This window comes from Yoonia maritima, assembly GCF_002933395.1.
In the GTDB taxonomy this organism is placed as follows: Bacteria; Pseudomonadota; Alphaproteobacteria; order Rhodobacterales; family Rhodobacteraceae; genus Yoonia; species Yoonia maritima_A.
The window spans coordinates 1-25,584 of sequence record NZ_PKFN01000009.1; the positions used below are offsets into that span (position 1 = coordinate 1).

The 25,584-nt window shown below is 54.6% G+C and carries 28 protein-coding genes, 2 tRNA genes and 1 pseudogene; 15 read left to right on the forward strand and 16 right to left on the reverse strand.

From position 1 onward, the window contains the following. The 4 genes from CYQ09_RS11140 (at position 1) to CYQ09_RS11155 (ending at position 1,628) form a co-directional block, all read left to right on the forward strand. Positions 1–77: transfer RNA gene (locus CYQ09_RS11140), tRNA-Met, on the forward strand. A 153-nt stretch (positions 78–230) separates the two neighbouring features. After that, on the forward strand, positions 231–665 hold the full coding sequence (locus CYQ09_RS11145) for a hypothetical protein (protein ID WP_162617654.1): 435 nt from the start codon (positions 231–233) through the stop codon (positions 663–665). Further along, the gene (tnpB, locus tag CYQ09_RS11150; RefSeq protein ID WP_106743471.1) at positions 662–1,012 is read left to right on the forward strand and encodes an IS66 family insertion sequence element accessory protein TnpB; all 351 of its coding nucleotides are present in this window, start codon (positions 662–664) and stop codon (positions 1,010–1,012) included. The genes CYQ09_RS11145 and tnpB overlap by 4 nt, the downstream gene beginning before the upstream one ends. A 49-nt stretch (positions 1,013–1,061) precedes the next feature. Beyond that, positions 1,062–1,628 (forward strand): metallophosphoesterase, encoded by a 567-nt coding sequence (locus tag CYQ09_RS11155; protein ID WP_106745509.1) that lies wholly within the window; start codon positions 1,062–1,064, stop codon positions 1,626–1,628. Positions 1,629–1,782: 154 nt separating this feature from the next. On the opposite strand, the gene CYQ09_RS11160 is transcribed toward CYQ09_RS11155, so the two are convergent. Both CYQ09_RS11160 and CYQ09_RS11165 read right to left on the reverse strand, forming a co-directional pair. Further along, on the reverse strand, positions 1,783–2,571 hold the full coding sequence (locus CYQ09_RS11160) for a MauE/DoxX family redox-associated membrane protein (RefSeq protein ID WP_106745510.1): 789 nt from the start codon (positions 2,569–2,571) through the stop codon (positions 1,783–1,785). Between the two features lie 17 nt (positions 2,572–2,588). Next, the gene (locus CYQ09_RS11165; RefSeq protein ID WP_239495917.1) at positions 2,589–3,140 is read right to left on the reverse strand and encodes a DUF305 domain-containing protein; all 552 of its coding nucleotides are present in this window, start codon (positions 3,138–3,140) and stop codon (positions 2,589–2,591) included. Positions 3,141–3,219: 79 nt separating this feature from the next. Between CYQ09_RS11165 and CYQ09_RS11170 the strand changes: the two genes are divergently transcribed. Further along, positions 3,220–3,492, forward strand: coding sequence for a metal-sensitive transcriptional regulator (locus CYQ09_RS11170; RefSeq protein ID WP_025054241.1), 273 nt, complete (start codon positions 3,220–3,222; stop codon positions 3,490–3,492). A 6-nt stretch (positions 3,493–3,498) separates the two neighbouring features. On the opposite strand, the gene CYQ09_RS11175 is transcribed toward CYQ09_RS11170, so the two are convergent. The 8 genes from CYQ09_RS11175 to CYQ09_RS11210 all read right to left on the reverse strand — a co-directional run bounded on the left by CYQ09_RS11175 (position 3,499) and on the right by CYQ09_RS11210 (position 8,582). Next, positions 3,499–3,900 carry a hypothetical protein gene (locus tag CYQ09_RS11175; protein ID WP_162617655.1) on the reverse strand — a complete coding sequence of 134 codons (402 nt, stop codon included), beginning with the start codon at positions 3,898–3,900 and terminating at the stop codon, positions 3,499–3,501. Continuing rightward, entirely contained in the window at positions 3,900–5,327 is a 1,428-nt protein-coding gene (locus tag CYQ09_RS11180; RefSeq protein WP_106745512.1) for a multicopper oxidase family protein, read from the reverse strand. Before CYQ09_RS11180 ends, CYQ09_RS11175 begins: the two co-directional genes overlap by 1 nt. A 14-nt stretch (positions 5,328–5,341) precedes the next feature. After that, entirely contained in the window at positions 5,342–6,220 is an 879-nt protein-coding gene (locus tag CYQ09_RS11185) for a copper resistance D family protein (RefSeq protein ID WP_106745513.1), read from the reverse strand. A gap of 3 nt (positions 6,221–6,223) precedes the next feature. Beyond that, the gene (locus CYQ09_RS11190) at positions 6,224–6,568 is read right to left on the reverse strand and encodes a copper resistance CopC family protein (protein WP_025054245.1); all 345 of its coding nucleotides are present in this window, start codon (positions 6,566–6,568) and stop codon (positions 6,224–6,226) included. Then, positions 6,565–7,029 (reverse strand): c-type cytochrome, encoded by a 465-nt coding sequence (locus CYQ09_RS11195; RefSeq protein ID WP_239495918.1) that lies wholly within the window; start codon positions 7,027–7,029, stop codon positions 6,565–6,567. Before CYQ09_RS11195 ends, CYQ09_RS11190 begins: the two co-directional genes overlap by 4 nt. Beyond that, on the reverse strand, positions 7,026–7,520 hold the full coding sequence (locus CYQ09_RS11200) for a DUF411 domain-containing protein (RefSeq protein ID WP_106745514.1): 495 nt from the start codon (positions 7,518–7,520) through the stop codon (positions 7,026–7,028). The genes CYQ09_RS11195 and CYQ09_RS11200 overlap by 4 nt, the downstream gene beginning before the upstream one ends. 91 nt (positions 7,521–7,611) lie before the next feature. Further along, positions 7,612–7,926 (reverse strand): hypothetical protein, encoded by a 315-nt coding sequence (locus tag CYQ09_RS11205; protein ID WP_106745515.1) that lies wholly within the window; start codon positions 7,924–7,926, stop codon positions 7,612–7,614. Between the two features lie 68 nt (positions 7,927–7,994). Then, a complete protein-coding gene (locus CYQ09_RS11210; RefSeq protein ID WP_162617656.1) occupies positions 7,995–8,582 on the reverse strand; it encodes a hypothetical protein in 588 nt (195 codons plus the stop codon). 13 nt (positions 8,583–8,595) lie between these two features. Between CYQ09_RS11210 and CYQ09_RS11215 the strand changes: the two genes are divergently transcribed. Then, a complete protein-coding gene (locus CYQ09_RS11215; protein WP_162617657.1) occupies positions 8,596–9,165 on the forward strand; it encodes a Crp/Fnr family transcriptional regulator in 570 nt (189 codons plus the stop codon). 1 nt (position 9,166) lies between these two features. Here the strand turns inward: CYQ09_RS11215 and CYQ09_RS11220 are convergent, their stop codons facing one another. Beyond that, entirely contained in the window at positions 9,167–9,616 is a 450-nt protein-coding gene (locus CYQ09_RS11220; protein WP_106745518.1) for a MerR family transcriptional regulator, read from the reverse strand. Between the two features lie 74 nt (positions 9,617–9,690). On the opposite strand from CYQ09_RS11220, the gene CYQ09_RS11225 reads away from it, so the two are divergent. The 5 genes from CYQ09_RS11225 to CYQ09_RS11250 all read left to right on the forward strand — a co-directional run bounded on the left by CYQ09_RS11225 (position 9,691) and on the right by CYQ09_RS11250 (position 17,021). Beyond that, the gene (locus tag CYQ09_RS11225; RefSeq protein WP_106745519.1) at positions 9,691–10,626 is read left to right on the forward strand and encodes a cation diffusion facilitator family transporter; all 936 of its coding nucleotides are present in this window, start codon (positions 9,691–9,693) and stop codon (positions 10,624–10,626) included. 442 nt (positions 10,627–11,068) lie between these two features. Continuing rightward, on the forward strand, positions 11,069–11,317 hold the full coding sequence (locus CYQ09_RS18650; protein WP_162617658.1) for a helix-turn-helix domain-containing protein: 249 nt from the start codon (positions 11,069–11,071) through the stop codon (positions 11,315–11,317). Positions 11,318–11,507: 190 nt separating this feature from the next. Continuing rightward, positions 11,508–13,184: an IS66 family transposase gene (tnpC, locus tag CYQ09_RS11235; protein ID WP_106745521.1), complete on the forward strand. Its 1,677-nt coding sequence runs from the start codon at positions 11,508–11,510 to the stop codon at positions 13,182–13,184. A 702-nt stretch (positions 13,185–13,886) separates the two neighbouring features. Next, on the forward strand, positions 13,887–14,444 hold the full coding sequence (locus CYQ09_RS11245) for a biliverdin-producing heme oxygenase (RefSeq protein ID WP_106745523.1): 558 nt from the start codon (positions 13,887–13,889) through the stop codon (positions 14,442–14,444). Next, positions 14,445–17,021: an HWE histidine kinase domain-containing protein gene (locus CYQ09_RS11250; protein ID WP_106745524.1), complete on the forward strand. Its 2,577-nt coding sequence runs from the start codon at positions 14,445–14,447 to the stop codon at positions 17,019–17,021. Here the strand turns inward: CYQ09_RS11250 and CYQ09_RS11255 are convergent. From CYQ09_RS11255 to CYQ09_RS11265, 3 genes are all read right to left on the reverse strand, one after another. After that, the gene (locus tag CYQ09_RS11255; RefSeq protein ID WP_106745525.1) at positions 17,010–18,695 is read right to left on the reverse strand and encodes an FAD/NAD(P)-binding protein; all 1,686 of its coding nucleotides are present in this window, start codon (positions 18,693–18,695) and stop codon (positions 17,010–17,012) included. The two genes, CYQ09_RS11250 and CYQ09_RS11255, sit on opposite strands and share 12 nt — an antisense overlap. Before the next feature lie 58 nt (positions 18,696–18,753). Further along, positions 18,754–19,068: an antifreeze protein gene (locus CYQ09_RS11260; protein WP_239495919.1), complete on the reverse strand. Its 315-nt coding sequence runs from the start codon at positions 19,066–19,068 to the stop codon at positions 18,754–18,756. 202 nt (positions 19,069–19,270) lie between these two features. Further along, positions 19,271–20,788, reverse strand: coding sequence for a catalase (locus CYQ09_RS11265; protein WP_106745527.1), 1,518 nt, complete (start codon positions 20,786–20,788; stop codon positions 19,271–19,273). 535 nt (positions 20,789–21,323) lie between these two features. On the opposite strand from CYQ09_RS11265, the pseudogene CYQ09_RS11275 reads away from it, so the two are divergent. The 4 genes and pseudogenes from CYQ09_RS11275 to CYQ09_RS11290 all read left to right on the forward strand — a co-directional run. Then, a pseudogene (locus CYQ09_RS11275) lies at positions 21,324–21,437 on the forward strand (IS3 family transposase); the annotation flags it as partial. Between the two features lie 102 nt (positions 21,438–21,539). Next, a complete protein-coding gene (locus CYQ09_RS11280) occupies positions 21,540–22,232 on the forward strand; it encodes a class I SAM-dependent methyltransferase (RefSeq protein WP_106745528.1) in 693 nt (230 codons plus the stop codon). 320 nt (positions 22,233–22,552) lie between these two features. Continuing rightward, complete coding sequence (locus tag CYQ09_RS18655; RefSeq protein WP_162617659.1) at positions 22,553–23,068, forward strand: poly-gamma-glutamate hydrolase family protein; 516 nt, start codon at positions 22,553–22,555, stop codon at positions 23,066–23,068. 598 nt (positions 23,069–23,666) lie between these two features. Further along, on the forward strand, positions 23,667–23,963 hold the full coding sequence (locus CYQ09_RS11290) for a hypothetical protein (RefSeq protein WP_106745530.1): 297 nt from the start codon (positions 23,667–23,669) through the stop codon (positions 23,961–23,963). A gap of 150 nt (positions 23,964–24,113) precedes the next feature. Here CYQ09_RS11290 and CYQ09_RS11295 read toward each other — a convergent pair. Next, positions 24,114–24,188: transfer RNA gene (locus CYQ09_RS11295), tRNA-Gln, on the reverse strand. A gap of 62 nt (positions 24,189–24,250) precedes the next feature. Continuing rightward, on the reverse strand, positions 24,251–25,555 hold the full coding sequence (locus tag CYQ09_RS11300; protein WP_343229860.1) for a mechanosensitive ion channel domain-containing protein: 1,305 nt from the start codon (positions 25,553–25,555) through the stop codon (positions 24,251–24,253). Positions 25,556–25,584: the final 29 nt, after the last annotated feature.

A 25,584-nucleotide genomic window follows, 5' to 3' on the forward strand; every position in this document is an offset into this window, starting at 1 on the left:
CGCGGGATGGAGCAGCCCGGTAGCTCGTCAGGCTCATAACCTGAAGGTCGTAGGTTCAAATCCTACTCCCGCAACCAAATCTAATTCTTCAATAGTATCAATGCCTTGAGTTTTGCAACTCAAACCTTCTTTGCGTTTTACACCGTAAGCGTTGCATATGACCCCCTAAATAGGGGCTTAGCACATTCGATTTGAGAAAATATGATGTCCTCAAAAAGGATACAGGCATCATGAATACTCAAACATTAGGTGCGCTCTCAAGTGATCAGAAAATCGACAAAGTCTTCCACGCCTTCGGATATTCAATTCCCGTCGGAAAAGACGGCCGCCGTTTGTGGCCCACAAAGTTCAAGCGCGAAATGGCGCATCGAATGAGATCCGGTACGCTATCAATCAGTGACGTCCAGAAGACGTGCCAGATTTCGGACAAGACTGCCTACGCTTGGCGGAAGGGGCCGAAGCAAAAGAATTCGGCAAAGCGACAAAAGCTCCGGGAACCCGCGCCAGTATTTGCCGAGATCAAGGTTCAACATGATGTGCCAGTTGAACAAACCGAGACGTCTCACATTGTTTTCAAACGCGCCGGATGTGAAGTGTTGCTGCCATCTACATACCCTGTCGCTGACTTGGTCGGCCTCATCCGTGCATTCGAAAGCGGATCATGATTTCTCCGGCGGGCAACTTCAAATTTTACGTGGCAAGCAAGCCGGTCGACTTCCGAAAGGGGATGGACGGCCTCGCAGCGATTGTTCAAAACGAATTTGATCTTGACCCGTTCAGCGGGGCCATCTTCATTTTCCGCTCGAAACGTGCGGACCGGCTCAAGCTGATTGTTTGGGACGGCACTGGCCTCGTGATGACCTACAAGCGGATCGAGGGCAAAGGCTTTGAATGGCCGCGCATTCAGGATGGCATGATCAACATGAACAAATCCCAGTTTGAGGCCCTATTTGAAGGTCTCGACTGGAAGCGGGTCACCGCCAGAGGAATGCGCCGTCCTGTGGCGGTTTAAGACAAACAGCATTGAGACCGGACAACACTTCAAAGGTTGGAATCGCGAGATGACGAATTGGTATACTGCGGACACGCATTTTGGACATGAAAACGTCATTCGTTTTTGCGATCGTCCATTCAAGTCGTCGTCTCATATGGACGGCATCATGCTCGAAAATATGTGGAAGGTCGTGAAACCTGATGACGATCTGTGGATACTCGGAGATTTTGCTTTCGGTGCGCCAGCCAAAGACGCCACTTATCTGCGACAAATCTTTGAACAGTTGCCAGGCGCGTGCAAGCACCTGATCGTTGGCAACCACGACAGCGATCTCACCCAGTCGTTGGATTGGACATCGGTTTCATTGATGTCCGAAGTGCCCGATGGGCCGAAGAAGCAGCGAAACACGCTTTGTCACTACCCAATGATCACATGGAACCATGCGAGACGTGAAGCGCTGCAGTTGTTTGGGCACGTACACAACAATTGGCGCGGTTCTCGAAACTCCGTCAATGTCGGTGTCGATGTTTGGGACTTCATGCCGGTTACATATGATGACGTCGCACGACGGGCACGTCAGTTGCCGGTCAACAAACATTGGTCAGACGTCGAGCATCGCAAGGAGCTCAACTAACTCCCGACATTCGCCGCGATTAGTGCAAATTCACACAATGCGGACAAACCCGACCTACGGCTTTGGCGATTGAACGTCCGCTCATGCTAAAACCTTTGTCTGGCAGGCCTCTGAACACGCTTTCGGCAGTTAGTCTATTTTCATCGAATGAGCCTCACACAACCGCCAACACTAACATGACAATGGCCATACCCATCATCATCAGGTTCTCGGTCAGGCTTACGAAGCCGAGCGGCACGTTCGAGTTGCCACCGACGCAGGCGCATTTCAATTCTCGCTTGTCGATATAGACGGCCTTGAACACGCTGGCTGCACCCACTGTGGCGATAAAGAGCGCAGCCGGGGCGGCAAGCGGGGTCAGCAGCATCCCCGTCATCAAAACGCCCGCGCCGGTTTCCACCCACGGATAGACATAGGCATAGGGCACCCACTTCCGCGCGAGCAGGTCGTAGTTGAGGAACATCGTCGTGAAGCCCTCGATGTCGCGGAGCTTTTGCATCCCCAGCAGGATCATCGAGACGGAGATGAACCAACCGAGGGTCTGCCACGAGATCGTCCCGAGGAAACCGATGGAGAGCGCAAGTGCTGTCGCTGCGGCGACCGCGAATAGGTAGATCACCGGCGTGTAGGTCGTCGCGTCGGGATCATAATCGGTGAGCTTGTGGCGCAGGGCATCATATCCGCCGACCCGCTCGCCTTCGATCCACACCTGCGGTGTCGTGGGAACGTCGTATTCTTCCTTAAACGCATCGACCTCTGGGCGTTCGCGGAACAGGCGATCATCGACATCATAGCCCTTGGACTTCAGAAGCCAGCGCGCCTTTTGGCCCGCCGGACACAGATGGTTCGGCAGGGACATGCGGTAGAGAACGGCGGTCTTTCCGGTAGCGGTGGTGGCGGGGTCGGTCGTTACGTCTGCAACGTCGCGAGTGTCCTTTGGCATGATTGGCTTCCTTTGTCTTAGGGTTCTGTTCGAGATGTGCCGGGGGCCGCATCCCCATTTTCTTCAATGTCTGCGATGTATCGCTGCATTTCGGCGATTTCGCTGCGCTGCGCCTCAATGATCGCATTGGCCAGTTCACGAACGCGCGGATCGGAAATGTTCGCCCTTTCGCTGGTTAGGATCGCGATGGAGTGGTGCGGGATCATCGCCTTCATCCATGCCACATCGCCCACCGTGTCCTGCGACCGAACGAGATAAAGTCCGGCGGCGAAGGCGATCGCCGCGCCCGTAAAGATCGCGATGTTGGCCTTCCGATTGGAATACATGCCTAGCATGAAAGCGAGCATGATAATCGCCATCATCCCGCCCATATAAAGCGCCATCCACATCCGCGTCTGCGAGAAGAAGATATGATCGAGCGCGTAGGTGTTGAGATACATCAGGCTATACATCACCACCGTCGAGGTGCCGATCATGGCGAAGAACCGGCCATATCCGTTGCCCTTGCCCGTTTCGCTATCGTGATGCTTGTTGCCTGAAACCATTGTAGAGTTGTCCTGATGTGCCATTGTCTGCCTCTCCAATATACCCATATGGGGTATATAACCAAAATGTCAGCCAAAGGTTCCAAAAAAGGAGCGACGCCGTATGAAGGCCAACAAGGAAAAGACGCTGGACCGCCTGTCGCGGCTAGAAGGACAGGTGCGCGGTGTCGCCAAGATGGTCGAGAGCGACCGCTACTGCATGGATATCCTGGCACAGACCGCCGCGATCCGGTCGGCCGTTCTGGGTGTAGAAAAACTGGTCTTGGAGAACCACGCCGAACACTGTGTCGAATCCGCGATTGCGAGCGGCGATGCTGAGGAACAGCGTGCGAAATTCGACGAACTGATCGGGCTTTTGCAGAAAGCATCGAGGTAGATTTTCTCAGTCTAGCGTCCGCCCGCGCCAGAGTATCGCGGCGAGCGCCAGTGCCAGAACCACGTCTATCCCGAGGCAGAACGGCCCCCACCATCCGGGCGCGGGGTTGGCGACGACCGATCCGGCGAACACATCGAAAAATCCATGCCCGAGTAGAGCCGCGGCTAGTATCCAGGACGAGGTGAGCGCGCCGATTATTGCCAGAGCCGCGAAGCCTGCCGCAAGGCCGGTATGAACGACGATTTCCAATGTGTTCCCGGTCTGGATGGCAAAAACCACGTAGAAGGACGCGATGGCGACCATTGTCGTGGCCCAGGTGCCCCGCTGGTTCATCACACCGCCGATTGCCATAAGCGCAACTGTCGCACCACCGACACCGACTCCGGCCAGAAGCGGCATCCAGAACACTACGCGACCTCGAACCAGCCCATCATGCCTGACGCCTGATGCGAGAGCATGTGACAGTGCAGCATCCAGACGCCGGGATTGTCCGCAACGAAAGCAATTTCCAACGTTTCGTCTGCGCCGATCAGAACCGTATCCCGAACATCGCCCGGCATGTTGAACGCGCCGCTGCGGCGCAAGACCTCAAAATGATGCCCGTGCAGATGGATGGCGTGCGGGAACATGGAGCGGTTGGTCATTTCCAGGTGCACCGTCCGGCCCACAGCGGCGCGGAACATCGGCGCATCCATGCCATGCGCGAAGCCGTTGAAGGCCCACACCATGCCGTTCGACGCCAGCTCGCGGAAGTCCATGGTTTCCCCACGATAAACAGCTTCGCGCATCCCCCGCATCGCGCCACCTTCCATCAGCAGCGTTTCGCGTTGGGGATTGGTAAGAACTGGTGCCGGAAGCGTGCGCCAAGCGGGCAGAGGTCTTACGTCAGCCTTGGCCGGAGTGAGCGATTCACCGGAAACGGCGAAAGTCGCGATGTTTACCCACTCATCGTTTCCGGGATCAAGCAGAAGCGTGGTTTGCCAGTCCGGGTCCAGAGGTGCGTCAATCACAACGTCCGCGCGTTGAGCCGGTCCAAGAAGGATCGTTTCCATCGCGCGTGGCGGAACGGGATGCCCGTCCAAGGCAATCAGGCGCGGTGACAGCCCTGGCAAATCCAGCTGCATGATCCGCGCCGTGGCGGTGTTGATCAGGCGCAGCCGAACCCGTTCGCCGGGTCGCAGGGTGAGCTCCGGATTAGCATTGCCATTGACCGTCACGGTATTTCCCATGCGCCCGCCATGGGCAGCGGCATGAAGATCATCCCACCTGTCTTCGACAATCGTGGCGTCCGCATCGAGCAACCAGTCATCGAGAACCAGCGTCAGCTCGCGGCTCGCAGCGCCCGGCTCACCAAGCCACGGTTCCCGGTCTTCCACAATCAACGGACCGGCCAGCCCGCGCGCGACCTGTTCCGTGCTGCGATTGTGGGCATGATACCAGTATGTACCGGGATCGGGGGCCACGAAATCATAGTCAAAGCTTTGGCCTGGTGGGACCGGTGCTTGCGTCAGAGGGGCCGCCCCGTCCATCGCATTTTCAATGCGGATACCGTGCCAATGAACGGCGGTCGGTTGCGGCAGGTCGTTGACCAGCCGGTGCTGGACCCGGCTTCCAGCGGCGACGCGGATTTCGGGGCCGGGCACCGTTCCTGCGCCTTCTGTCGCGTAGGTCCAGACCGGCGTGCGCGGGTATCCGGCTGGGGCGAGCTGCGCTGTGGACTCAGCAGCCCGTAGAACCGACAGGTCCGCCCCCGCGAACAGTGCCTTCGGCAGCAATGCTACCCCAGCCAGTGAAGCGGTACCTGTCAGAAAGGTACGTCGTGAAGGTTGTGTCATCGAACGGGTTCCAATCAAAGGTTCACCGGGGGCGTGGTGATCGAGGTGAGTGTGGCTGTCGCCAGCAAGATCAAGCCAACGGCAATGATTTCCATGCGGATCGAGCGGCGCAGCCTGCCAGAGGCAGAAGGCTCGCCGGAAGAGAGAGCAGGCACGAGCTGGAGCTTGTTCTTCGCGGCCAGCCCCAGAAGCGCGGTAGCGACGCCAATCTTGGCAATCAGCGTCCAACCATAGGCGGTCTCGAACAAACCGTTGAAGGATCCGATCATCAGCCAGGCAAAGGTCAGGCCAGCAAAAACGAGGACCGCGACGGTCCCGCTGGCAATCCTGCCGAAGCGGTGAAGCAGGGCAGCGCCCTCGGTCCGGCCCGCCGCGCGATGCAAGGGTGCCAGAGCGCCGATCCAGAAGGCCCCGGCCAGCAGATGCACACCAACAAGACCTGCAAGAAGCCAGCGCGGATCGCCAAGGGAATGGCCCACCAGCGTGTAGGACACTGCCACCAGCAATGCGCCCAGAAGGCTTGCCGTCAGGCCGATGGTCCCCTCGATCAGCACAGCGAGGATCAGCAGCTCACCCACCCCGCGCCGGAGCGCCGCCGTCCCGAGAGGGCTGTCCCAGACGAGGCCCAGCATCATGGGATCGACAGCACCTTCGAAACCCATGCCGGAAATACGGGCAGACCGAATGCCGAAGCGGAGCGCCAACACCGCCAGACCGAGTAGCGCCGCCCCTACGGCGAGTTGCCGGGCGAGGCGCAGCACGTCTTTCGGTGCGGATCGGAAGGTCGCGACGAAGAGCGGCCCTCCCATCGCGAACAACGCCGCCGCATATCCGGCGGCTTTCGCAAGGATCGCCAGCACCGCCCAAGCGTCTATGGGGGCCAGTCCGTCCACCGGTCAGTCCGCGACCGTAAAGTCGAAACTGCCCTGCATCGGGTGGCCGTCCGACGACAGGCCGCGCCAATCCACGGTGTAGGCTCCGGCAGGCATATCTTCAGGCGGCATGGCCCGAAACTCCGTCACTGGATCGAGGCCGGTTTCGCGGGTGATGTCCAGTTCCCCGTCAGGGCCGGTCAGGGCGATCGCGGTGACACGCATCGGATCATCGAAGCGCAGCTCGATGACCTCGACAGCCTCGACTGTTGCCCCGCCCGCCGGGGTCGTGTCTTCGGCTTTCGAGTGTGCGAGCGCGGCTGTCGCCATCGCCAATGCGGCTACAAGGGCTAGAATAATCTGCTTCATTGTCTGTTCTCCATGTCGTCATGGCGTGCGCGGATGTCCTGCGGCCAGGTCGATTTGATGTAGCTGAGCACGGCGATGATCTCGTCGTCGGTCAGAACGCCATCATAGATGGGCATGTTGGATTCGTAGCCAGGATCGCCGATTAGAGCGCCGGTGCCGTATTTAGTTAGCCGGAACAGCGTGTCGCCGTCATGGTGCCACGTATGTCCGGTCTCATCGTGGGGCGGCGCGGGAAGTCGCCCGTCCGCACCGGGTGAGCGCCAGTCAGGCTGACCTTCGAGGTTCGCACCGTGGCATGAGGCGCAGTTCTCGGCATAAACCGTCTGTCCAAGGGCCACCACGTCCGGGTCGGACGGCATCAGCATGGTCTGGGCCGGTGCCCAGGTGCCCCACCCGAAGGCGAGGACAGCGGCTCCTGCAAGAACCACTGCCCCCAAACCGAGCCCGATAGTCCGGTTCACAGACCGGCCTCGTAGAAGACCTCGCCTTCACCGGCGTCGCCACCGAAGGCCAGAACGTCATAGCGCGCGGTCGGATCATCGCCCATGCCGGGCGATCCGCCGGGCATTCCGGGAACCGCGATCCCGTCAATCTCGGGGCGTTCTTCCAGCAATTTCGTAAGGGCGGCGAACGGCACATGACCTTCGACCACATAGCCGTCGATCATCGCGGTATGGCAGGACCACATCGTGCCGGGCACATCGTTGTCCAGCTTCACACTGGTGACATCACGGGTGTCCGTGACCTCGATGTCGTAGCCTTTCTCGCGGGCCAGGGCGACCCAGGCACCACAACAGCCGCAGGTCGGGCTTTTGGTCACGTGCATCGTGCCATGATCGGCCATGCTGGAATGGTCATCCGCGTGGGCCATGCCCACTGCACCAAAGGAGGCGATGCCAAACGAAAGCGCTGCAGCTGGGGCGAAGGCGAGTAGTGTCTTGATAGTTTTCATGTCTTTTCCTCTCGACAGGAATACGCACGAGCAGAGCCCGTTCAGGTGTGATTGTAACGAAATGGCCGCGACACGGGGGACGCGGCAGGCATCACGCCGCGCGCGGAGGATCGAGAAGGCTGGACGGCTCGATGCCCGTCATCATCAGACGTGCGGCGGTGAAGACATCCTCACAGGTCGCGGGGGCGTCATTATGGTGGCCTGCACCGGGAAGCAGCGCGGGAAGCGCATGGCAGGTCTGGGAGCGCTCAGAGCTTTCCGAACAGCAGACCGGCTGATCGTCGGCCACTTCATCCATCGCAACGTGACTATGCTCCACGACAGCCGCATGGCCCGCATCCATCGCCCCGGAGATCGAAGCGGACAGCGCAACCAAGACAACAAGAAGTAGCCGGATCAAACCCATACCGCATACCTACATGGGGTATGTGGATGTTTGCAAGCCGTAAGCCGCGATACATCCTGTCGCGGGCGTCAATGCGCGTGCGCATCGTCCCCGAGCGCCATCATCAGATGATGTTCGCGATGATGATCCTGGCTCGCCATCAGGCCGAAGAAGCCCAATCCCTTGATCCGGGGAACGACGCCGGGATCAACGCTGGTAACGCGCAGCTCGACGCCGTTTTCGACTTCGGCTGCGTCCACTGTCCAGCGATCATCCCGTACGAGCTGCGCGGCATGGGCCGGAACCATGCGGCGAAGCGTGGCAATCGTTTCCAAATCGCCGGTCGCCATTATCAACAACCCGTCCGGCAGGTCCGTTTCCGTCACGACAGCATCCGACACGAGCCGATCCATATCGACCAGATGTGCCCGTAGCCCCGCGAGATCGACCCGAGACCAGTCCGTGTCGGCATCGGCTTCCAGCACACGCACCACTTCAGAGAGCGCCGCGAACGCGCCTTGACCCGGCTCGGTCAGAACTCCACGGTCGGCAGTGTTAGCCTTACCATGTGCGGCATGATCCATCCCTGCATCATGATTGGCGTGCATCGTTTGCGCCAATGCAATGGCCGCGCCGCCCAAAACGGCCGTTGCCGCCAGGATCACGTTCAATTTCATTCCCGTTCCTCACTTGAGTTTCATCGTACCCTACCGGATGTGCCCGAATGCGCGTATGATTTCTATCATGTCTGAATGGCGGTACATATTCGACAGCGCGCCGGTGCGGGCCCTTGAGCAAGGAGAGACCCTGTTCCGGCGGGAGGATCGGGTCAGCCGCGTGTATCTGGTACGCAAGGGCGCGGTAGCGCTGGAACGTGCGATGACAGACGGAACCTCACTGACCTTACATATCGCGACGGCGGGCGGGGCGCTGGCCGAGGCGTCGCTGTTCGCTGAAACCTACCATTGCGATGCGGTTGCGCGAACGACTGCCGAGGTGGCCGCCGTAAGACGCAAAGATTTTCTGAATGCGTTACGAGACAAGCCGGATGCGACCCTGAGCCTCATCGAAACCCATGCCCGAGAGGTTCAGACACAGCGTGCGCGCATCGAGATCCTGCGCCTGCGGCGCGTCTCAGACAGGCTGGATGCTTGGCTTGAGCTTCACGGAGAGCCGGAGAAGGGCGAGTGGATCAGGGTCGCGGATCAGATCGGTGTGTCACCGCCTGCGCTTTATCGCGAGCTGGCGCGGCGGCGGTAACTCACAGCATTTGAGAAGCGTCGTCAGGCAGGTCGTGCGCACCGATACAGAGCCTGTGATCGCCGAGAACCTCAATAACGCGACACTTTCCGGCATGGCCGGGATCATCCGCGTCAGCCATCCGCACCAGCTCTTCCCGAAGCTGCGCGAGAATGGTCAACCTTCTGTCCACAGCCGCGAGCTGCTTCCGTGCGATCTCGTGGGCCGGTTCGCAATCCTCTGACGGAGCTTCAGCCAGCGCCATGAGATCGGCGATGTCATCGAGACCGAAGCCCAGTTCCCGCGCGTGACGTAGGAAGGCAAGCCGTTCGAGCGCCGCTTCGTCGTAGCGCCTCTGCCCGCCCCTCGTGCGCGCAGGCGACGGTATCAGACCCCGGTTTTCGTAGTAGCGGATCGTTGTCGCCTTCACACCGGTATGGCGCGACATCTGCCCGATGGAGTATTCTTTCATGTCGCCCCTTGAACCTACAGTCGCTGTAGATCGTATCTATCCTGAAATGATACGAATCGAAAGGAGTTGCCGCTATGGGGCACGGCCATCACCATCACGTCGATCCCGAGGCAGGGGACCGCAGGGTTTTCGCCGCCATCGCGGTCAATATGGGCCTGACGGTCGCGCAGATCGTGGGCGGCATGGTTTCCGGCTCGCTGGCGCTTATCGCGGACGCGCTGCACAACTTTTCCGATGCGATCTCGCTCATCATCGCCTTCGCGGCCCGGAAGATCGCGCAGCGACCGAGGGATGCGGAGATGACCTTTGGCTATGGCCGGGTCGAGGTCGTGGCGGCGCTCATCAACTACTCCACGCTGATCGTGATCGGCCTCTATCTGCTCTACGAGGCCGCGATGCGCTTTGCCGATCCGCAGCCGGTCGAAGGCTGGCTGATCGTCATCATCGCAGGCATCGCGCTGATCGTGGACGCGGTGACGGCGGCGCTGACCTACGCCATGTCCAAATCCAGCGTGAACATCCGTGCGGCCTTCCTGCACAACGTGGCCGACGCGCTCGGCTCTGTCGCCGTGATCGTCGCGGGCACGCTGATCCTGCTTTATGACTGGCGGCTGATCGACCCGCTCGTGACGGTGCTGATCGCGGGCTATATCCTGTGGCAATCGTTCCGGGAAATCGGACCCGTGATCCATATCCTGATGCTCGGCTCGCCGCCAGAGATCGAAACGGATGCGGTTCTTGAAGCCGTGCGCGGGATCGACGGAGTGACAGGTATCCACCACGCGCATTTCTGGCAGATGGATGAACACCGTGCAGCACTGGACGCGCATGTCGTCATCGCCGAGGGGCGTTGGTCCGACGCAGACGCCGTGAAGGAGCGGATCAAAGCTGCACTGACCGACCACTTCGACATCGAGCACACCACGCTTGAGCTGGAATGCGCGCGCCACGCTTGCGACGACCTGTCCGACTTCGGCGGGCGGGGGCATGGCGAAGAGCGGCACGAATGAGCGATGCCAGTCGCTTCCTTCTGACTATCGTCCTGCCTCGCGAACCAGCTTTGACCACGATGCTCGTCTGAACAACATGCCGTGATATGCGGTGCAGTTCAAAAAGCCGACATTGGTTCAACTCGCAGCATCGGTGCGTCTGGGCTCTCTCCCGCCATTCGCCGCTCGGCGCATGAATGGCAGCTCTCGCAAAAGGGATAGGTTACCTTAGGTCAAGCCCGTCTGACGAAAGCTGCAGCTGTCTATAAACTAAGTTTTTCGTAAGCCACCTTATGTCAATTGTTGTTTCTACAATTGACATAGATTGCGTGGCTGTCTAATACGTTAGCTAGATTGGACACCCGCGACAGCGGACCTTTTTTCGTATCGATTCGGAAATTTGTTGCCCCGTCGACAATAATATGCGACTCATTTGTTGTAAGCAACTTTTGGAGTCATATTATTGCCTTTCCCCGATGTTCAGATTGATCGTGAGAAACACGCTAAAATCAAGTATTTACTAGATTTAGCGGGCTCTTCGTTTTCTGATTTGGCATCGAGCCTCTCGCTTTCTCCATCTACAATAAGCTCTGTATCGCTGGGACGCAGCCGTTCCAGACGTGTCGAAAAGGCAATTTCGGAGCGCATCGGTGTGCCCGAATCTGAGCTGTGGCCGGAACGAATGGCAGATAAATCGGAGGACGCCGCATGACCTGATCTCAAAAACTCAGGGCACGGAATGAATGAGGCCCCTCGGATGTGAAGATCCTCAGGGCCTCGGAAAAATCGCTTGAACCACGATCTCTTTCCCTTTCATCCCATTCCCATCATCAAAAATCAAGTCAAAACACGTCCGGCACGCTGGGCGTGACCAAGATCGCTGCATTTCAGCGAACACAGGGATGAACAAGGATATGCAAGAAATACAGTCTGCCTGCGCAAAGCTCGCCGGGCATCCAGAAAGTGATGTGTCGACGCTGGCACTCGTTATTGCTGACGCCGATCTGAGGCGTGATCTCGAACATGACAACGAAATTGTCGTTAAAGATGCCAAGTTGTCGACGTTGAAGGTGAAGTTGAAGGTCATGAAAGCCGATAACAGGCTTTTAAGAGCTCAGCTCAACAAGAGCCACGACATGCAGTTTGGGCCATCTAGCGAGAAACCCCCAAAGAAAAGAAACACGAAGAAAGGGGATGATGATGCTAGCACAGTTGGCGTCTCATCGGATGGCAATAACCCGAACACCGGAGGTGCTGAAGCGGAACCCGAAGCTGACAAGCCGAAACCGCGTGGCATGTTAGGCAAACAACCCATTATTGTTCCTGAGCACCTTCCGCGCGATCCGGCCACGATCGCACCACCCAACGGTGCAGTCTGTGATTGTGGATGTGGCATGGTCCGTATCGGCGAACAGACTATCGAACGCCTAACATACGTACCAGCGCAGGTGCGTGTAATTGCTGAAACCTATCCCAAATACGTTTGCCGGAGTTGCGACAAGCTTGTTCAGGCCCCAGTTCTCAAGCGCGCATTTGAACAGACCCGCTTTGACGATCATCTGATTGCCGGACTCGCTGTCAGCAAGTTTGCAGACTACATGCCCAATTATCGACAAGAACAGATATTCATGCGTTCTGGGGTCAAGCTGCATCGATCTACTATGGGCCGCCTGATGGATCAGGCCGTTGATGCGTTACTCCCACTCTATGGCGTATTGAACAATGATTTGAAATCCAGCTCCAAGCTGTTGATGGACGAGACAACGTTGGCGCAACTCATGCCCGGCACTGGTAAAACTAAGACCTGTTTCGTTTGGGCCCTATGTCGTGATGATCGACGCTGGAAGGGAAATGCACACCCTGCGGTCGCCTTTCATTTCGAGCAGTCCCGCAAAGGCGAACATGCCGAGGTGATACTCGATGGTTTCAAGGGAACACTGCAGGTCGATGGGTATGCGGGTTACAACCGCCTCACCAGCGATAGCCGAGACGGTGGGCCGATAACGCTGGCCTATTGCTGGGCACATGTCCGACGCAAGTTCCTTGATGTGCACAAAGCCACTAAGTCGGACAAAGCACATCAGGTGTTCACGCTGATCAACGACATCTATGCCATTGAGCATGATTTGAAAGGGCAGCCCGCAGATGTTCGACGAGCAATCAGGCAGGCAGAAAGTGCGCTTTTGGTCGCTCAGTTGCACCTACTTTTGCTGCGGTTGTCTGGGGAGATTTCGATGAAGTCCACTTTGGGACAAGCCATCGGCTATACTCTGAAGTTGTGGGATGGCTTGAATGTGTTTCTCTCCGATGGGCGTGTCGAGATGGACAATAACGCCGTTGAAAATACCATTCGGCCAATCGCGTTACTGCGTAAGAACGCGCTGTTTGCGGGATCTGAAATCGGGGGGCGAAACTGGGCAGTCATGGCCAGCCTCATCGGCACGTGCCGATTGAATGGTGTTGAGCCCTATGCGTACCTGACTTGGGTATTCGAGCAGATGGCCAAGGGGCACCCGCGTGCGCAGTACGAACAGCTGCTACCGTGGTACTGCCCGGACGGCAAGTTCGGCATCGAATAATCGGGACCATCAAATGGAACTTACTAGCTGTCCGGCGGTCGCCGGGCAGCAAAAAGGCGTGTCCGCAGGAGGCGGAAACCGGTCGTTCGCTGCGCCCGCAATGTGTTAGGGTGATCATATGAAAGCGGACCCCTAATCAATTGACAAAGCAGAGGCCCAAGAGCATTCACCACGGGAAGTTGCATACAATGGATAGAGGCAGGGCTTGTCGTCGTTGCGACACATGGCAACGGTTTGAAAACTATAGAGAAGACATGACGAGCGCGGCACAGATATCGTTTGAACGCCTGTTAGGCCACGGTGAGGGAGCGTGTTTTCAGTACGAATGTTGGGATGGTTTGGAATGGGCGAAACTGGAGCGATTACTTCAACAACTATACGAGAACACCATGGATGAGAATAAGCTGCGGGTGCAGCAGTTTATGACCAAAGTTAAATTATTCTAGATTCTGATAGAACGCATCTAGGCCGGTAATGGCTTGGTGAAGCGCCATCGTATTCAGCGTTAACAGCATTCGCTGATCGCATATCTTTACACCCGAATTTTCAATTGCCAAAGCCGTACCGAGTTGCCAATCTCAGATGGTATACACGCTGCCTTATGGCATAAAGTATTGATTGTGCTACTCGTTAAAAGTGAACTATGTGCACGTTAATTATTAGCTTCGAGCACCAAAATTTGGGTTCATACAGGATTTTAGGATGCATCAAAATTTTCGGATCCACCTTCGAGAACAGACGAGACTTGATCACGCCGATATGGACCAGATTTTTTCGAATTTGGATATTGCTACACGTTCCGACTTTATAGCGTTTGAACGCATTCACCTCGCTTGTTTTGAGGCTATGACCGGCGTTGAGACGCTCAATAAAATGACAAACAGATTGTTGGCTGAAATTGTTTCGGGCTTGCGAGCGGACCTAGCAGTGATGCAGCAAAAGCAGCCTAAGATTGAAGTAAACCCTTTCGGTCAGATCGATCCGTTGGCTGTTGATTATGTATTGGGCGGCTCGCGGATGGGAACCAAGGTCTTGCGCCAGCGCTGGTCGCAATCAACTGACCAGAACGTAAAAGATGCTAACGTCTACTTTAATCTTCCCGCAGACCCGACGTTCTGGCGCGATGTTTGTGATGCATTGTCGAAGATTGAAATGGGTTCGGTTCGCGCTGATAAAATTATCAGCGACACCAGGCAGATATTCGAACTTTTCAAATCCACTTACCACCATTCGGTCATGATTCCTGCGAAAGCTTCCTAAATGAACGACATTCAACATTCCGTAAATTCTGGCGACAAAGTTGATCTGACCAATTGTGATCGTGAACCAATCCATCTGTTGGGCGCCGTGCAGGGGTATGGGTGCTTAATCTCGACATCGAGCGATTTCATGATCAATCATGTATCAGCCAACGTACTGGATTTACTTGGGCTAGATCCATCTGTTGTAGTTGGCGGACGGCTGATTGACTTGCTGCCAGCAAGTACGATCCATGACCTAAGGACGAAGCTTCAGCTGATCAGAATTGATACAGGTGCAGCACGCATTTTTGCGATGGATGTGATGGGAAATGGGGCGCTGTTCGATGTTTCAATCCATCTGTCAGGTCATTCATATGTTTTTGAATTTGAACCGAAGGTAAGCACCGAAGATCGTGACGAAATGGCATTGGTTCAACCTCTGTTATCGCGGGTCAAACGTGCCACCGACGTGATCGGCGCCGCACGCGAGGCGGCAACAGCAATTCAGGTGTTGTCAGGCTTTGATCGCGTGATGGTCTACAAATTTGCGGAAGACAGTTCGGGTGAAGTCATCGCAGAAAGATGTGGTTCGCAGATGGAGCCTTATCTAGGGCTGCGATACCCAGCAAGCGATATCCCAAAACAGGCCCGAGAGCTGTATAAGCGCAGCCTTTTGCGTTTGATTGCAGATGTCGATGGTAAAATTTCGCCAATCATTCCGCCTGCAAACCCATCAGGAGAACCGCTCGATCTGTCCTTGTCGGTAACCCGATCAGTATCACCAATACACCTAGAGTATTTGCACAACATGGGTGTTGGCGCGTCCATGTCTGTTTCTATTTTAAAAGACGGCGAGCTTTGGGGGCTGTTCGCCTGCCACCATAATTCCCCGCGCTATGTTGACTACGAACGACGTACAGCCATTGAATTGTTTGCGCAGTTCTTTTCCTATGAGCTCTTGCAAAAAAGCGAACAACAAATCCGGCAGGAAGAACGCGAAGCGCGGCGTATACATGATCATCTGATGGTCAGACTTTCTAGTGGTGAAGACCTTTATGAAGGTTTCGAAGTTGTGGCCGATGAGCTTGCTGAAATCATAGAAAGCGACGGGTTAGCTGTTTATTCTGATGGACGGTTTATTGCGCGTGGTTTGACACCCACGCATGAAGAATTCTTGGGGCTTTCAAGGTTTTTGAATACGGTGCCAACAGGGCAGATATTTACAGCGGAAAACCTTGTATCTGTTTATCCTGCAGCAGATTCTTTTGCAGATCGTGTTGCAGGTATTCTTGCTGTTCCGATCTCTCGTACACCGCGCGACTATATCGTTTTCTTCCGAAAAGAGGTTACCAAGTCCGTAAATTGGGCGGGCAACCCTGAAAAGCCTGTCGAACTTGGGCCAAATGGAGCACGGCTAACCCCCCGTAAGAGCTTTGCCGCATGGCAGGAAATCGTGCACGGCACATCGTCGCCTTGGACCGATAGCGATAAGCGCTCGGCAGAAGCGTTGCGCGTTTCATTGATCGAAGTGGTTTTGAAACTGACCGACGAGGCAAATTTGGAGCGTCGTAAAGGCGCTGAAAAACAAGAGCTTCTTATTGCTGAACTGAACCACCGTGTTCGAAATATTCTCAATCTTATCCGCGGCTTGGTGTCCCAGTCCAAGAATGGCGCGACGGATATAAGTGCGTATACAGAATTGCTTGATGGTCGCATTCAATCGCTTGCCCGCGCACATGATCAATTGACGCGCAAAGAATGGGAACCCAGCCCTCTTCGTGAATTGATCGATGTCGAGGTGAGTGCATTTATCAGTGACAAGAGCGGGGCAATGAATGTGACCGGAGATAGCCCCATGCTATCACCCGAGGCGTTCTCGACTATGGCGCTGGTTATTCACGAGCTGGTCACCAATTCTGCAAAATATGGCGCATTGAAAAGTAACACGGGAACAGTGTCCGTTGATTTGCAAATAGCAGGGGATGGATCACTCCATATCAAGTGGAAGGAACGTGGCGGGCCCGCTGTTCAGGCGCCCACACGTCGCGGATTTGGGACAACTATTATTGAAAAGACGATCCCGCATGAACTCAAAGGTACGGTTGCAACACAATTCCTTCTCACAGGCTTTGAAGCGGCGATTATGATCCCGTCAGGTCATATCACAGCCGGTACACCACACGAGCCAGCAACGGCATACGCGTCACCTAAGCCAGAAAACGTTGAAAGTCAGAATGCGTTGGGCGATGTTTTGGTTGTCGATGATAATATGATCATTGCGCTTGATGCATGTGACATCCTAAAAGACCATGGCGCATCAGAAACGCATATGGCGGGATCTGTTGAAGATGCCCTAGCCCTTATCGAAAAAAACAGCATTACCTTTGCTGTTCTTGACGTAAATCTAGGGTCTCAAACGTCGGTCCCAATCGCAGAGAAACTAGCCGAACAAAACATCCCATTTGTGGTGGCCACCGGTTATGGCGATACTGACGCAATCGTTACGTCGTACCCACCAGCGCTTATTGTCAAAAAGCCTTTCACTGCTGAAACGCTCTTGCGAGAGGTGAACGCGACTTTTGCTCTACAACGCTGATTCATCCAAAACATCGCAACTTTGCAGCTGCGTTCTATCGACCCGGATAATAACCCCGTCGGCCCAACGTTTGGTGGCTGCTCCAAAGCAGTCATGAATTGAATCCGCGGCGATGACGCTGCCGAGTGACAAACGCCCCAACATACAAATGCCTGAGGGTGTGTTGTCGTTCTGTCCGATCAGTTGACCGTCTGCTTTGGCGCGCGCGCCCAGTCCGTCACAAACTGCACTAATATTCCCCTTCGCCATCAATTTTTCGATTAGCGGGTCTGCAGTCGTGTCGAGCGCAGGCGAAGGCATTACCGCATCAATCATCACCGATACCGTGATTTCTCTATTTGCGTCGACAAGCTGCCAACCTTCCTCGATCAACCTGATACTCGGGTCATCTGCCGCGCATAGGTCAACCACTTCGGCGTCAATGAGCATGATCAGTTCTTTTGCGGATCGCACGGGCGGGCCGTATGAATAGCGCTTCAACCCTTCATCAAAGGTGACCAACGCCTTCGCTGTTTCAGGGCTGATCTGCGCAGAGTTGAAACCTGATCTCAGAGCATTTTGCCATTTTCGCCAAAGTTGGCCAACGACGAAACCAATTGATGGGGGGAGGTCTCCGTCCGCCATGGCAATGCCGGTGCGCAGCGCCTCTGTGGGCGATTGCGTTTCTTGCGAACCCGGCGCTTCGCGTTCCATTGTCAGCCAATTGCGCACGTCGCCTTCTTTTAGAGGGTTTCCCATCTCTTTCAAAATACGCGCTGCTGGGGCAACCAAAGCTTCAGACACAGTCATAATCGCGGTTTCCCGAGATTGGGTTGTCGCTTTCATCAATGCCGCGTCAAAAGATTTCGTCTCGTCCTTGGTTGGGTCAAACATGGTGTCAAGTTTTGCGTTCGCAGGTTTGGGAACTGGGGCATGGCCGTCCAGTGAGAAAGGTAGAATTTTCGCAGGCTCACTGCCTGAACGCAGGTAGCGCCCGTCTTCAAATCTCCCCCCTAATCCGCAGGTCAAAATACGTAGAACATCCAGCGTTGAAAGCCCTAATCCACGGATAGCGATATTCTTTCCTGCCCAGTTTTGCGCGGTCTTCAATAAAGTCGTTCCCGGATAGGCCGCAGACAGTTCACCAGCATTGTTTTGAACATGGTCTGTCCATCGGCCAAGCTGTTCGTCCGGTTTCGTGGCGGGTTGTCCTTGGGTCAAAAGTACTTCGTGGTAGGGGCCAAAGCGCTGGCGGCCCGTTTCGATCCACCACCCATCGTTTTCGTTTTGGATGTCAGTCACCCTTTCGGGGCGCTGCGACAAACACAGCGCCTTTGCATTACGGTCTAGGTCGCGATACCGCGCCTCGAAATATTCGCCAAGTATTGCGCGCGGTGGAAATGTATCGGGGTTACCTGACAGTGACGGCCAATCCAGAAACTGACAGACTTGCGCTCCGGGGAACGCTGGCGGTTCAACGGAAATCTCACGGGTTGGAATGTTCAGAAGACACAGTTTGCTTTCGTCCGGGCAAAAGTTAGGACCCGCCCCGAGGTGTTTAACCGGGTCGAAGATATCAACGTCAAAGACTAAATCTGTGTTGCCAAGCTGTGTTGCTAGCGCTTCAAGCGCACCCAAACCGCGTGGTCCCATGCCGACGATGGCAATGCTTGGGCGTTGATTATCTGTTGGCATCGGTGCCGTCCTTTTATTGCAGCCTCGAACATAAGGCCATTGCGCCGCTACGTTGTACTCAGCGTTTTGAGAAACCACGTTTACTCAGTCGCTTATAGTTCGCAGAAGTTTTGTTCCCGATTGGGGTGAGCGCACGGGAAAACACTTTTTCAGGGTGATTTCCCTGCAGTGTTGCTTTTGATGCAGCCGCGGCGCTTTGGCGCAGGGCCTTGGTCTTTTCCGTGATCATTCGCGCGTTTTCGTTTGGCGTTACGGACCAGATTCCGGCCATACCAAGGACCCTGAACCCGATGACAGCTTGGGCTTCTGCCATCATTTTGCAAGTGGCGAACCCAAGCGACCACATGGCGACGATGTTATTCGGATGTATCATAATCGGCGTCCTATCTTGCTGTTGTGCGATAAGTTGGGAGGTTCCCAACCCTTGCACGATCTGGGCTAACTTGCTTTCCGTCGCTCATTCTTTTGCGACGGAAAGCACTAGTTCATTGTTTTCATCAAGTAAGGTAGAAGTGCAAAGTTCGAGGGCTTTACCGTGTAGGTTGCGCCCCTTAGCAGCGCATCAGGGATGTAGATTAACCGCTAATGCTCTTAGCAGACGCAAGGCCTGGAGCATCCGATGCGCCGCCCAGTTTTTCGCGAACGCCGGCTTCTATTTTGTCACCAGTGTCGCGGTCAATGTTGCGCCAGTATTCGAACGCACGCTGAAGAACCTTTTCACTAACACCCGCGGTCAAATGTCCAACGACATTGTCGACCAGACGTTTGCGCGCGTCGTCGTCCATAACTTTTCGAACAAGGTTTCCCGCTTGGGTCCAATCATCATCATCTTCACGAAGGGTATAAGCCTGACGCACCATTTCGCCGTCAGCATGCCATAGACCCGCTTCGTCACCCGGTTCGGGTTGGGCAGATGGGCCGCCGTAAGAGTTCGGGGCATAGATAGGATCTGCCACATTCACGGTACGCCCCGCACCATCCTTTGAATAGCTGTGGACCGGCGACTTGGCGCTGTTCACCGGTATGTGCTTGTAGTTCACGCCCAGCCGTGCCCGGTGGGCGTCAGCATAAGAAAAGCCGCGCGCCAAAAGCATCTTGTCCGGCGACAAGCCAATACCCGGAACCATGTTGTTCGGCTCAAATGCTGCTTGTTCGATCTCGGTATGAAAGTCAGTTGGGTTTCGATTCAATGTCAGCGTGCCCACTTCCATCAACGGATAATCCGCATGCGGCCATACTTTTGTGAGGTCAAACGGATTGATACGATAGGTCTTGGCATCCTCAAATGGCATCACCTGCCATTTTAAGGTCCAGCTTGGGTGGTCACCTTTGGCGATCGAGTCAAATAGATCACGACGGTGAAAATCACCGTCAGTCCCTGCAAGTTTGTCCGCTTCATCTTGGCTGAGGTAAGCGTTCCCGTCACCTTGATTGGTATGGAAGTGGAACTTGACCCAGAATTTCTCTCCCTCAGCATTGATCAGGGAATATGTATGGCTCGAATATCCATTCATCTCGCGCCATGTCTTTGGGATACCACGGTCCCCCATAAGATAAGTAACCTGATGCGCACTTTCGGGGGACAAAGTCCAGAAATCCCATTGCATGTCATGATCACGCAAATTGTTGTCCGCACGCCGTTTTTGACTGCGGATAAAGTGTTGGAATTTCAATGGGTCACGAATGAAGAATATCGGCGTATTGTTCCCTACCATGTCAAAGTTACCGTCTTCGGTATACATTTTGACCGAGAAACCGCGCGGATCGCGCCAAGTATCAGGGCTGCCGCGTTCGCCAGCTACGGTAGAAAAACGCATCACAACATCACATTTCGCACCGGGTTGGAAAATCTTGGCTTTGGTAAACCGCGATACATCTTCCGTCGTTTCAAAGGTACCAAAGGCTCCAGACCCTTTCGCATGCGGCTGACGTTCGGGGATGCGTTCACGGTTGAAATTGGCCATTTGTTCAAGAAGATAATGGTCGTTCAATACAATTGGCCCGTCGGGGCCCACAGTAAGTGAGTGCTCATCGCTTTGAACACGTATACCGGCATCAGTTGTTGTCGGCGGTGTGGCTTTATTGCTGGTCATGACCTGCCTTTCCGTGATGGCTTTCAGGAGCTTCAATGTTTACAAACGTGACGAGGCGCTAAAAAGTTCCGCCTAAAGATGATCTAGGATCGACCAGAATCGTGACCTAGGCCAATCGATGTGACACAATTTCGGACGATCCGGGCATATTGGCGCGTGGAGATATGCTGACGTTCGTGAAGACGTTCAGGCTGTCATTTTTATCCGTTAAAACCGCCAATAAATTAGCAACTATACATACTGATAACAGAATTTGGTCATGAGCTGCTATCAAAGTCCGCGACGGACACAGCAGAGCTAGGCGCAATCGCAGCGAATTGGGGCTTGGCCCCGCAGACTGTGAGTTCGCCCGGTGTCGGGTGTTGCACTTGCAGCGAATGGCGGCAATGCGGGCTGCGACCGCAGCATCGCGATCAGTCGCTGGATGTCGGCTTTGGGCCGGATGTGCATAAATTTGCACTTCCGTATTGGCGTACCGCCAATATAGCCCTTGGTTGTTGGTCGCGGAAGACATCAATTAGGGGGTCAGATGCAACGCTTACCTGAGATGGTGATCTTTGAGTACATCAACGGCTTCTAGAATCCGCGACGACGTCACTCAGCATTGGGCTGGAAGAGCCCGGTCGCTTTCGAACGAAAAGTAGCTTAAACGAGCACTTGGAGCGGCACGAAACCGCGACAGGTCCAATACGTGTGTCTAGTAGGCTCTGGACTCCTCAGAGTTTGAAAATTAATAACAGCAAGAAGTACAATGTCTAAACAAGAATTTAACGAATATCATCATAAGTACTCTAAAACTGTTGAAGACTCGATACGGTTCTCGGGTCTTGAGCATAGCTTTTTTCATCTGTCTAAAGCTCACAAATTAAAAGAACTTGTATCGCTCAACTTTGGTGTGACAAACCGTCCTAATCTTCTTGACGTTGGATGTGGTGTCGGAGCGCTGCATCCTTATATTGAATCCACATTCGAAAAAATAATTGGCATTGATGTCTCATCAGCCAGCATTATCGAAGCGGCCAAAAACCATCCCCAGCACTCATATTTACACTACGATGGACAGCGACTTCCTTTTGACGACAATACATTTGATATGACCTTGGCCGTATGTGTCATGCACCATGTACCAAAAGAACTTTGGGAGAATTTTCTCGCTGAAAAGTCCCGTGTCACGCGCCCGGGTGGAGTTGTTTGTTTAATAGAGCACAATCCTGTTAATCCGGCCACACGACTTTCGGTTGCCCGGTGTCCCTTTGATGCGGATGCGGTTCTTCTAGGTGCGCGGCAAATGCGACAACGTTTAAAATTTGCTTCGCTAGATTCCGTATTTAGTGAGCATTTTGTGTTCTTTCCTACAAACAACGCTCCTTTCCGAGCGCTTGAACGAAAATTGAAATGGCTACCGCTAGGGGCTCAATATTTGGCAGTTGGGAAAAAGAAATAGGGTCTGACCTTCTCGCCGTTAGGCTTCAAAATTGGGGAAGACAGTGTCTACAATACTAGGGGTTATTCACTCTTCCGAAACCAAATCCTTCAATACATATCAGTAGTATAGCGCCCAATGGGCCGAAATCGGCGTTTCTACAGAAATGCAAACGCCAAAAGGCAGGACAAGGCTCCTTCTAGGACGATGTCCAGTTTGCCTGTTTCTTGGGACGGCTGCAGAATGATGCGGCCAACAAGTGAGCGAAGCGCCTCTTGGGCGGCTTGCTTCTCGCTTGTTTTTTGAAGGCCGGAGAACTTATAACGTGAACTGGGTGGATGATGGCGAACGATAAGTATTCGAGCTTTGAAGAGCTTTACCTTGGCGAGAAAGATGGGTCCGACTATCTGAGGCAAGCCGTGAAGAAGGCTTCGGATTGTTTGATCATGGCTCCTCATGGAGGCAAAATTGAGCCGGGGACGTCTGAGTTGGCAAAAGCCGTGGCGAGCGAAGACCATTCCCTGTATCTATTTGAGGGCATTCGAAAAAGACCTCACAGTGATTTGCATGTGACGTCTCATAAGTACGACGACGAGGAAGCAATTGAGATTGTCAGCGAGCATGCTGTCGTAGTCGCTTTCCATGGTCGCAGAGACAGCGATGATCCCGCGACTGTTCATGTTGGAGGGCTGGATGCGGCTACCAGAGACGCCATAATTAACGAACTTGCGTCGGAGGGTTTCGATGTTGCTGTTTTCCAATCGTACCAACTAGCCGGTTGTATGCGTTCTGGGGTGTCTCTTCGTATAGTCCGAAGTGTAAAGACTGATGGTAAACATCAACGATGTATCGGATGAAAATTGACGCCAACTGATCATCCGTGAGCGTCACGCGGGCCTCCGTATCGTAATCCCCACGTTCTTGGGGATTGCGATACGTGCGGGCGGGTATGTACGGCATAGCTCGATCGGTGAAGGTGGAAAATATCCGCTCGATGATACCGCGCAGATGTGGTTCGCCAACTTGCGGGAAGAAATATGTAGCATACGCCGTGCTGACGGCTCGGTGCGTGTATTCTGAGAAAAAAGCGGAGCCGGTATCTGATTGCAGGCTTTCAAACTGCATGCCGTCCCAGCCATTTCTTGCACCGGCGGCCTTAGCAAGGTGGTCCTTGTTCTTCGTGGCCAGCCGTTCAGTTGGTTTCGCGGCAACGGCGACACGGCGACCGTCGCGATATTGGATCAGTAGATCAATGAAGTGTTTGGCTGGTTTCCCATCCCCAAACATACCCGGAATGTATGTGGTGGGACGTACAGGTGAAATCGCCCTGATACAGGTCGATTTGCGGCAAACCGGCTGAGTTCCGGCAAATCCGCTTTCCGTTTCCGAAACTTCGAAGGTGTCTGGATATGAACCCCTTCTCTCTTCCTAAAACATCAAAAAGCAGACCCAAAAATGACACCAAGAAACTTCTACGATATCGAGCAGAACTTGAACACTCTCGGATACACGCCGGGCGTCGAAAAAAACCTCCGTGCGGCTCTCAGGAAATCGACGATTCACTATAAGATCGACTGCCTAAGCCGGATTCCCGCTGATCTCGAAGCATTCGATCGCAAGTGGGGAAACGGCCGCGTGACCCGTATCCCTGAAACCTTCAAGACGAAGTCTCAGTTTCTCGCTTGGCGCAAGAATTGCCGTCAGTCTCTCGCGCGGTTTCATATAGCACCCGTCAAACTGGACCTGAGGTAGGGGCCAGTGCGACGCCGTGCCTGAGCGGGTGAACGGGTTAGGGAGCGGGTGCGCTGTATCCCACCTTGTATCCCACTTTTGACAGACTGGGATACATGATGATCCGCAAGAGGTGAAAACCCCTTGTTTTGTGCGGTTTGGTGAGAGAGCTGGCTGGGGTGGTAGGATTCGAACCTACGGTACACGCTACCAAAAAGCGTTGCCTTACCACTTGGCTACACCCCATCAGCGAGGGGGTGGATACTGCGAAGATGCGCAGTGCACAAGCCCCATTTCGACAAAAAATGTCATTCTTTTAAACTATCGTCGCGGAGTAGGTCTTCGGTGCTGTCTTGGTCGCGTTCTGCGTCAACGATACGTGTTAATGCCGCATCGGTCTCGGCCGCTACCGGCTGGACTCGCGTGCTTTCGGCTGGTGGTGGTTCGGGTGTGTCACGAATGATTTGAATGGCTTGGGTCGCATCTGGAATATCAATACCTGCGTTTAGGACCGCAAGTTTTACCTGCCTTAGCGTTTCACCTTTGGCACGCACTATGGAGCTATTATTCTGATCTACCCAGCCCGTTATAACGAGTTCGATGCCGGCTGGGTGTAGGGCTTCGATCCACGCGTCGGCGGCCGGTTCTGCTAGGATAAATGGCAAGGCCTGCACCGTTTCTGACACGAGATTGCGTGTTTCTTGGAGGTCCGCATTTCTGTCGACCATGATGGAAAACTTAAAACGACGCTCTGCATTTTGGCTGTAGTTTATGATCCGGCTTTTGAAAACGGTGGCATTGGGAATACGAATATGATTCCCATCAAACGACAGTAGAATCGTTGCGCGGCTGGTCAGGCGTATGACTTTGCCCTGATCGCCGTTGATTTCGACTGTATCATTCGGGCGAAAGGGTTGGCGGATGGACAGCATGACCGACGCGATAAAGTTTTCGACCGTATCACGGACAGCAAAACCAAGCGCGAGCCCGATGATCCCCGCCGCACCTAAGATCGTGCTTAGTAAAGCGGTCGCGTTCAAGATATCGAGAGCGATAACAATTCCGAAGATGACAAAACCGATGCGAAGCAATTGCCGGTATAAGTCTGCGATAAATTGGTTCGGAGCAAGGCGTTCCCAGGGGTGACGCATGCGCGCGAGTGCGAAACCCACAAAAACCACCAAAGCAAAGGCGAGCGCCGCAATGGCCGCAAGCGGAAGGAATATTATAAATTGGTCAACCCGCGACATGAACCGATCAATCGCGGGGTCAAGACGCTGACTGATATCGGCGGTTTCAGTGACTTGATTTTTCACAGCAACGACGCCTTCGATGCGTGCAGCAAGCGTGTCGAGTGCGCTGATCTCCATCGTCGATGTTGTCGTGCCGCGCAGGGTGACTATGCCTTCGCTAACGAGAACGGTAACGTCATCATAGTTCCCAAGCTCGCGCAAAATCTCTCGCATGCGAACAGCTATGTCGGCATCTTGCTGGTGATAGCCTTGGGTGGTGATTGTGCCGCTTGCCTCTTGGGCGGTGGCGGGGGCCGTGAACGATAGAAACAGAAATAGGACGGTAATAACGCGCATAGGATCAATCCATGGAAATAGCATGGACTGATCCTATGAAGATGGTGGGTCGG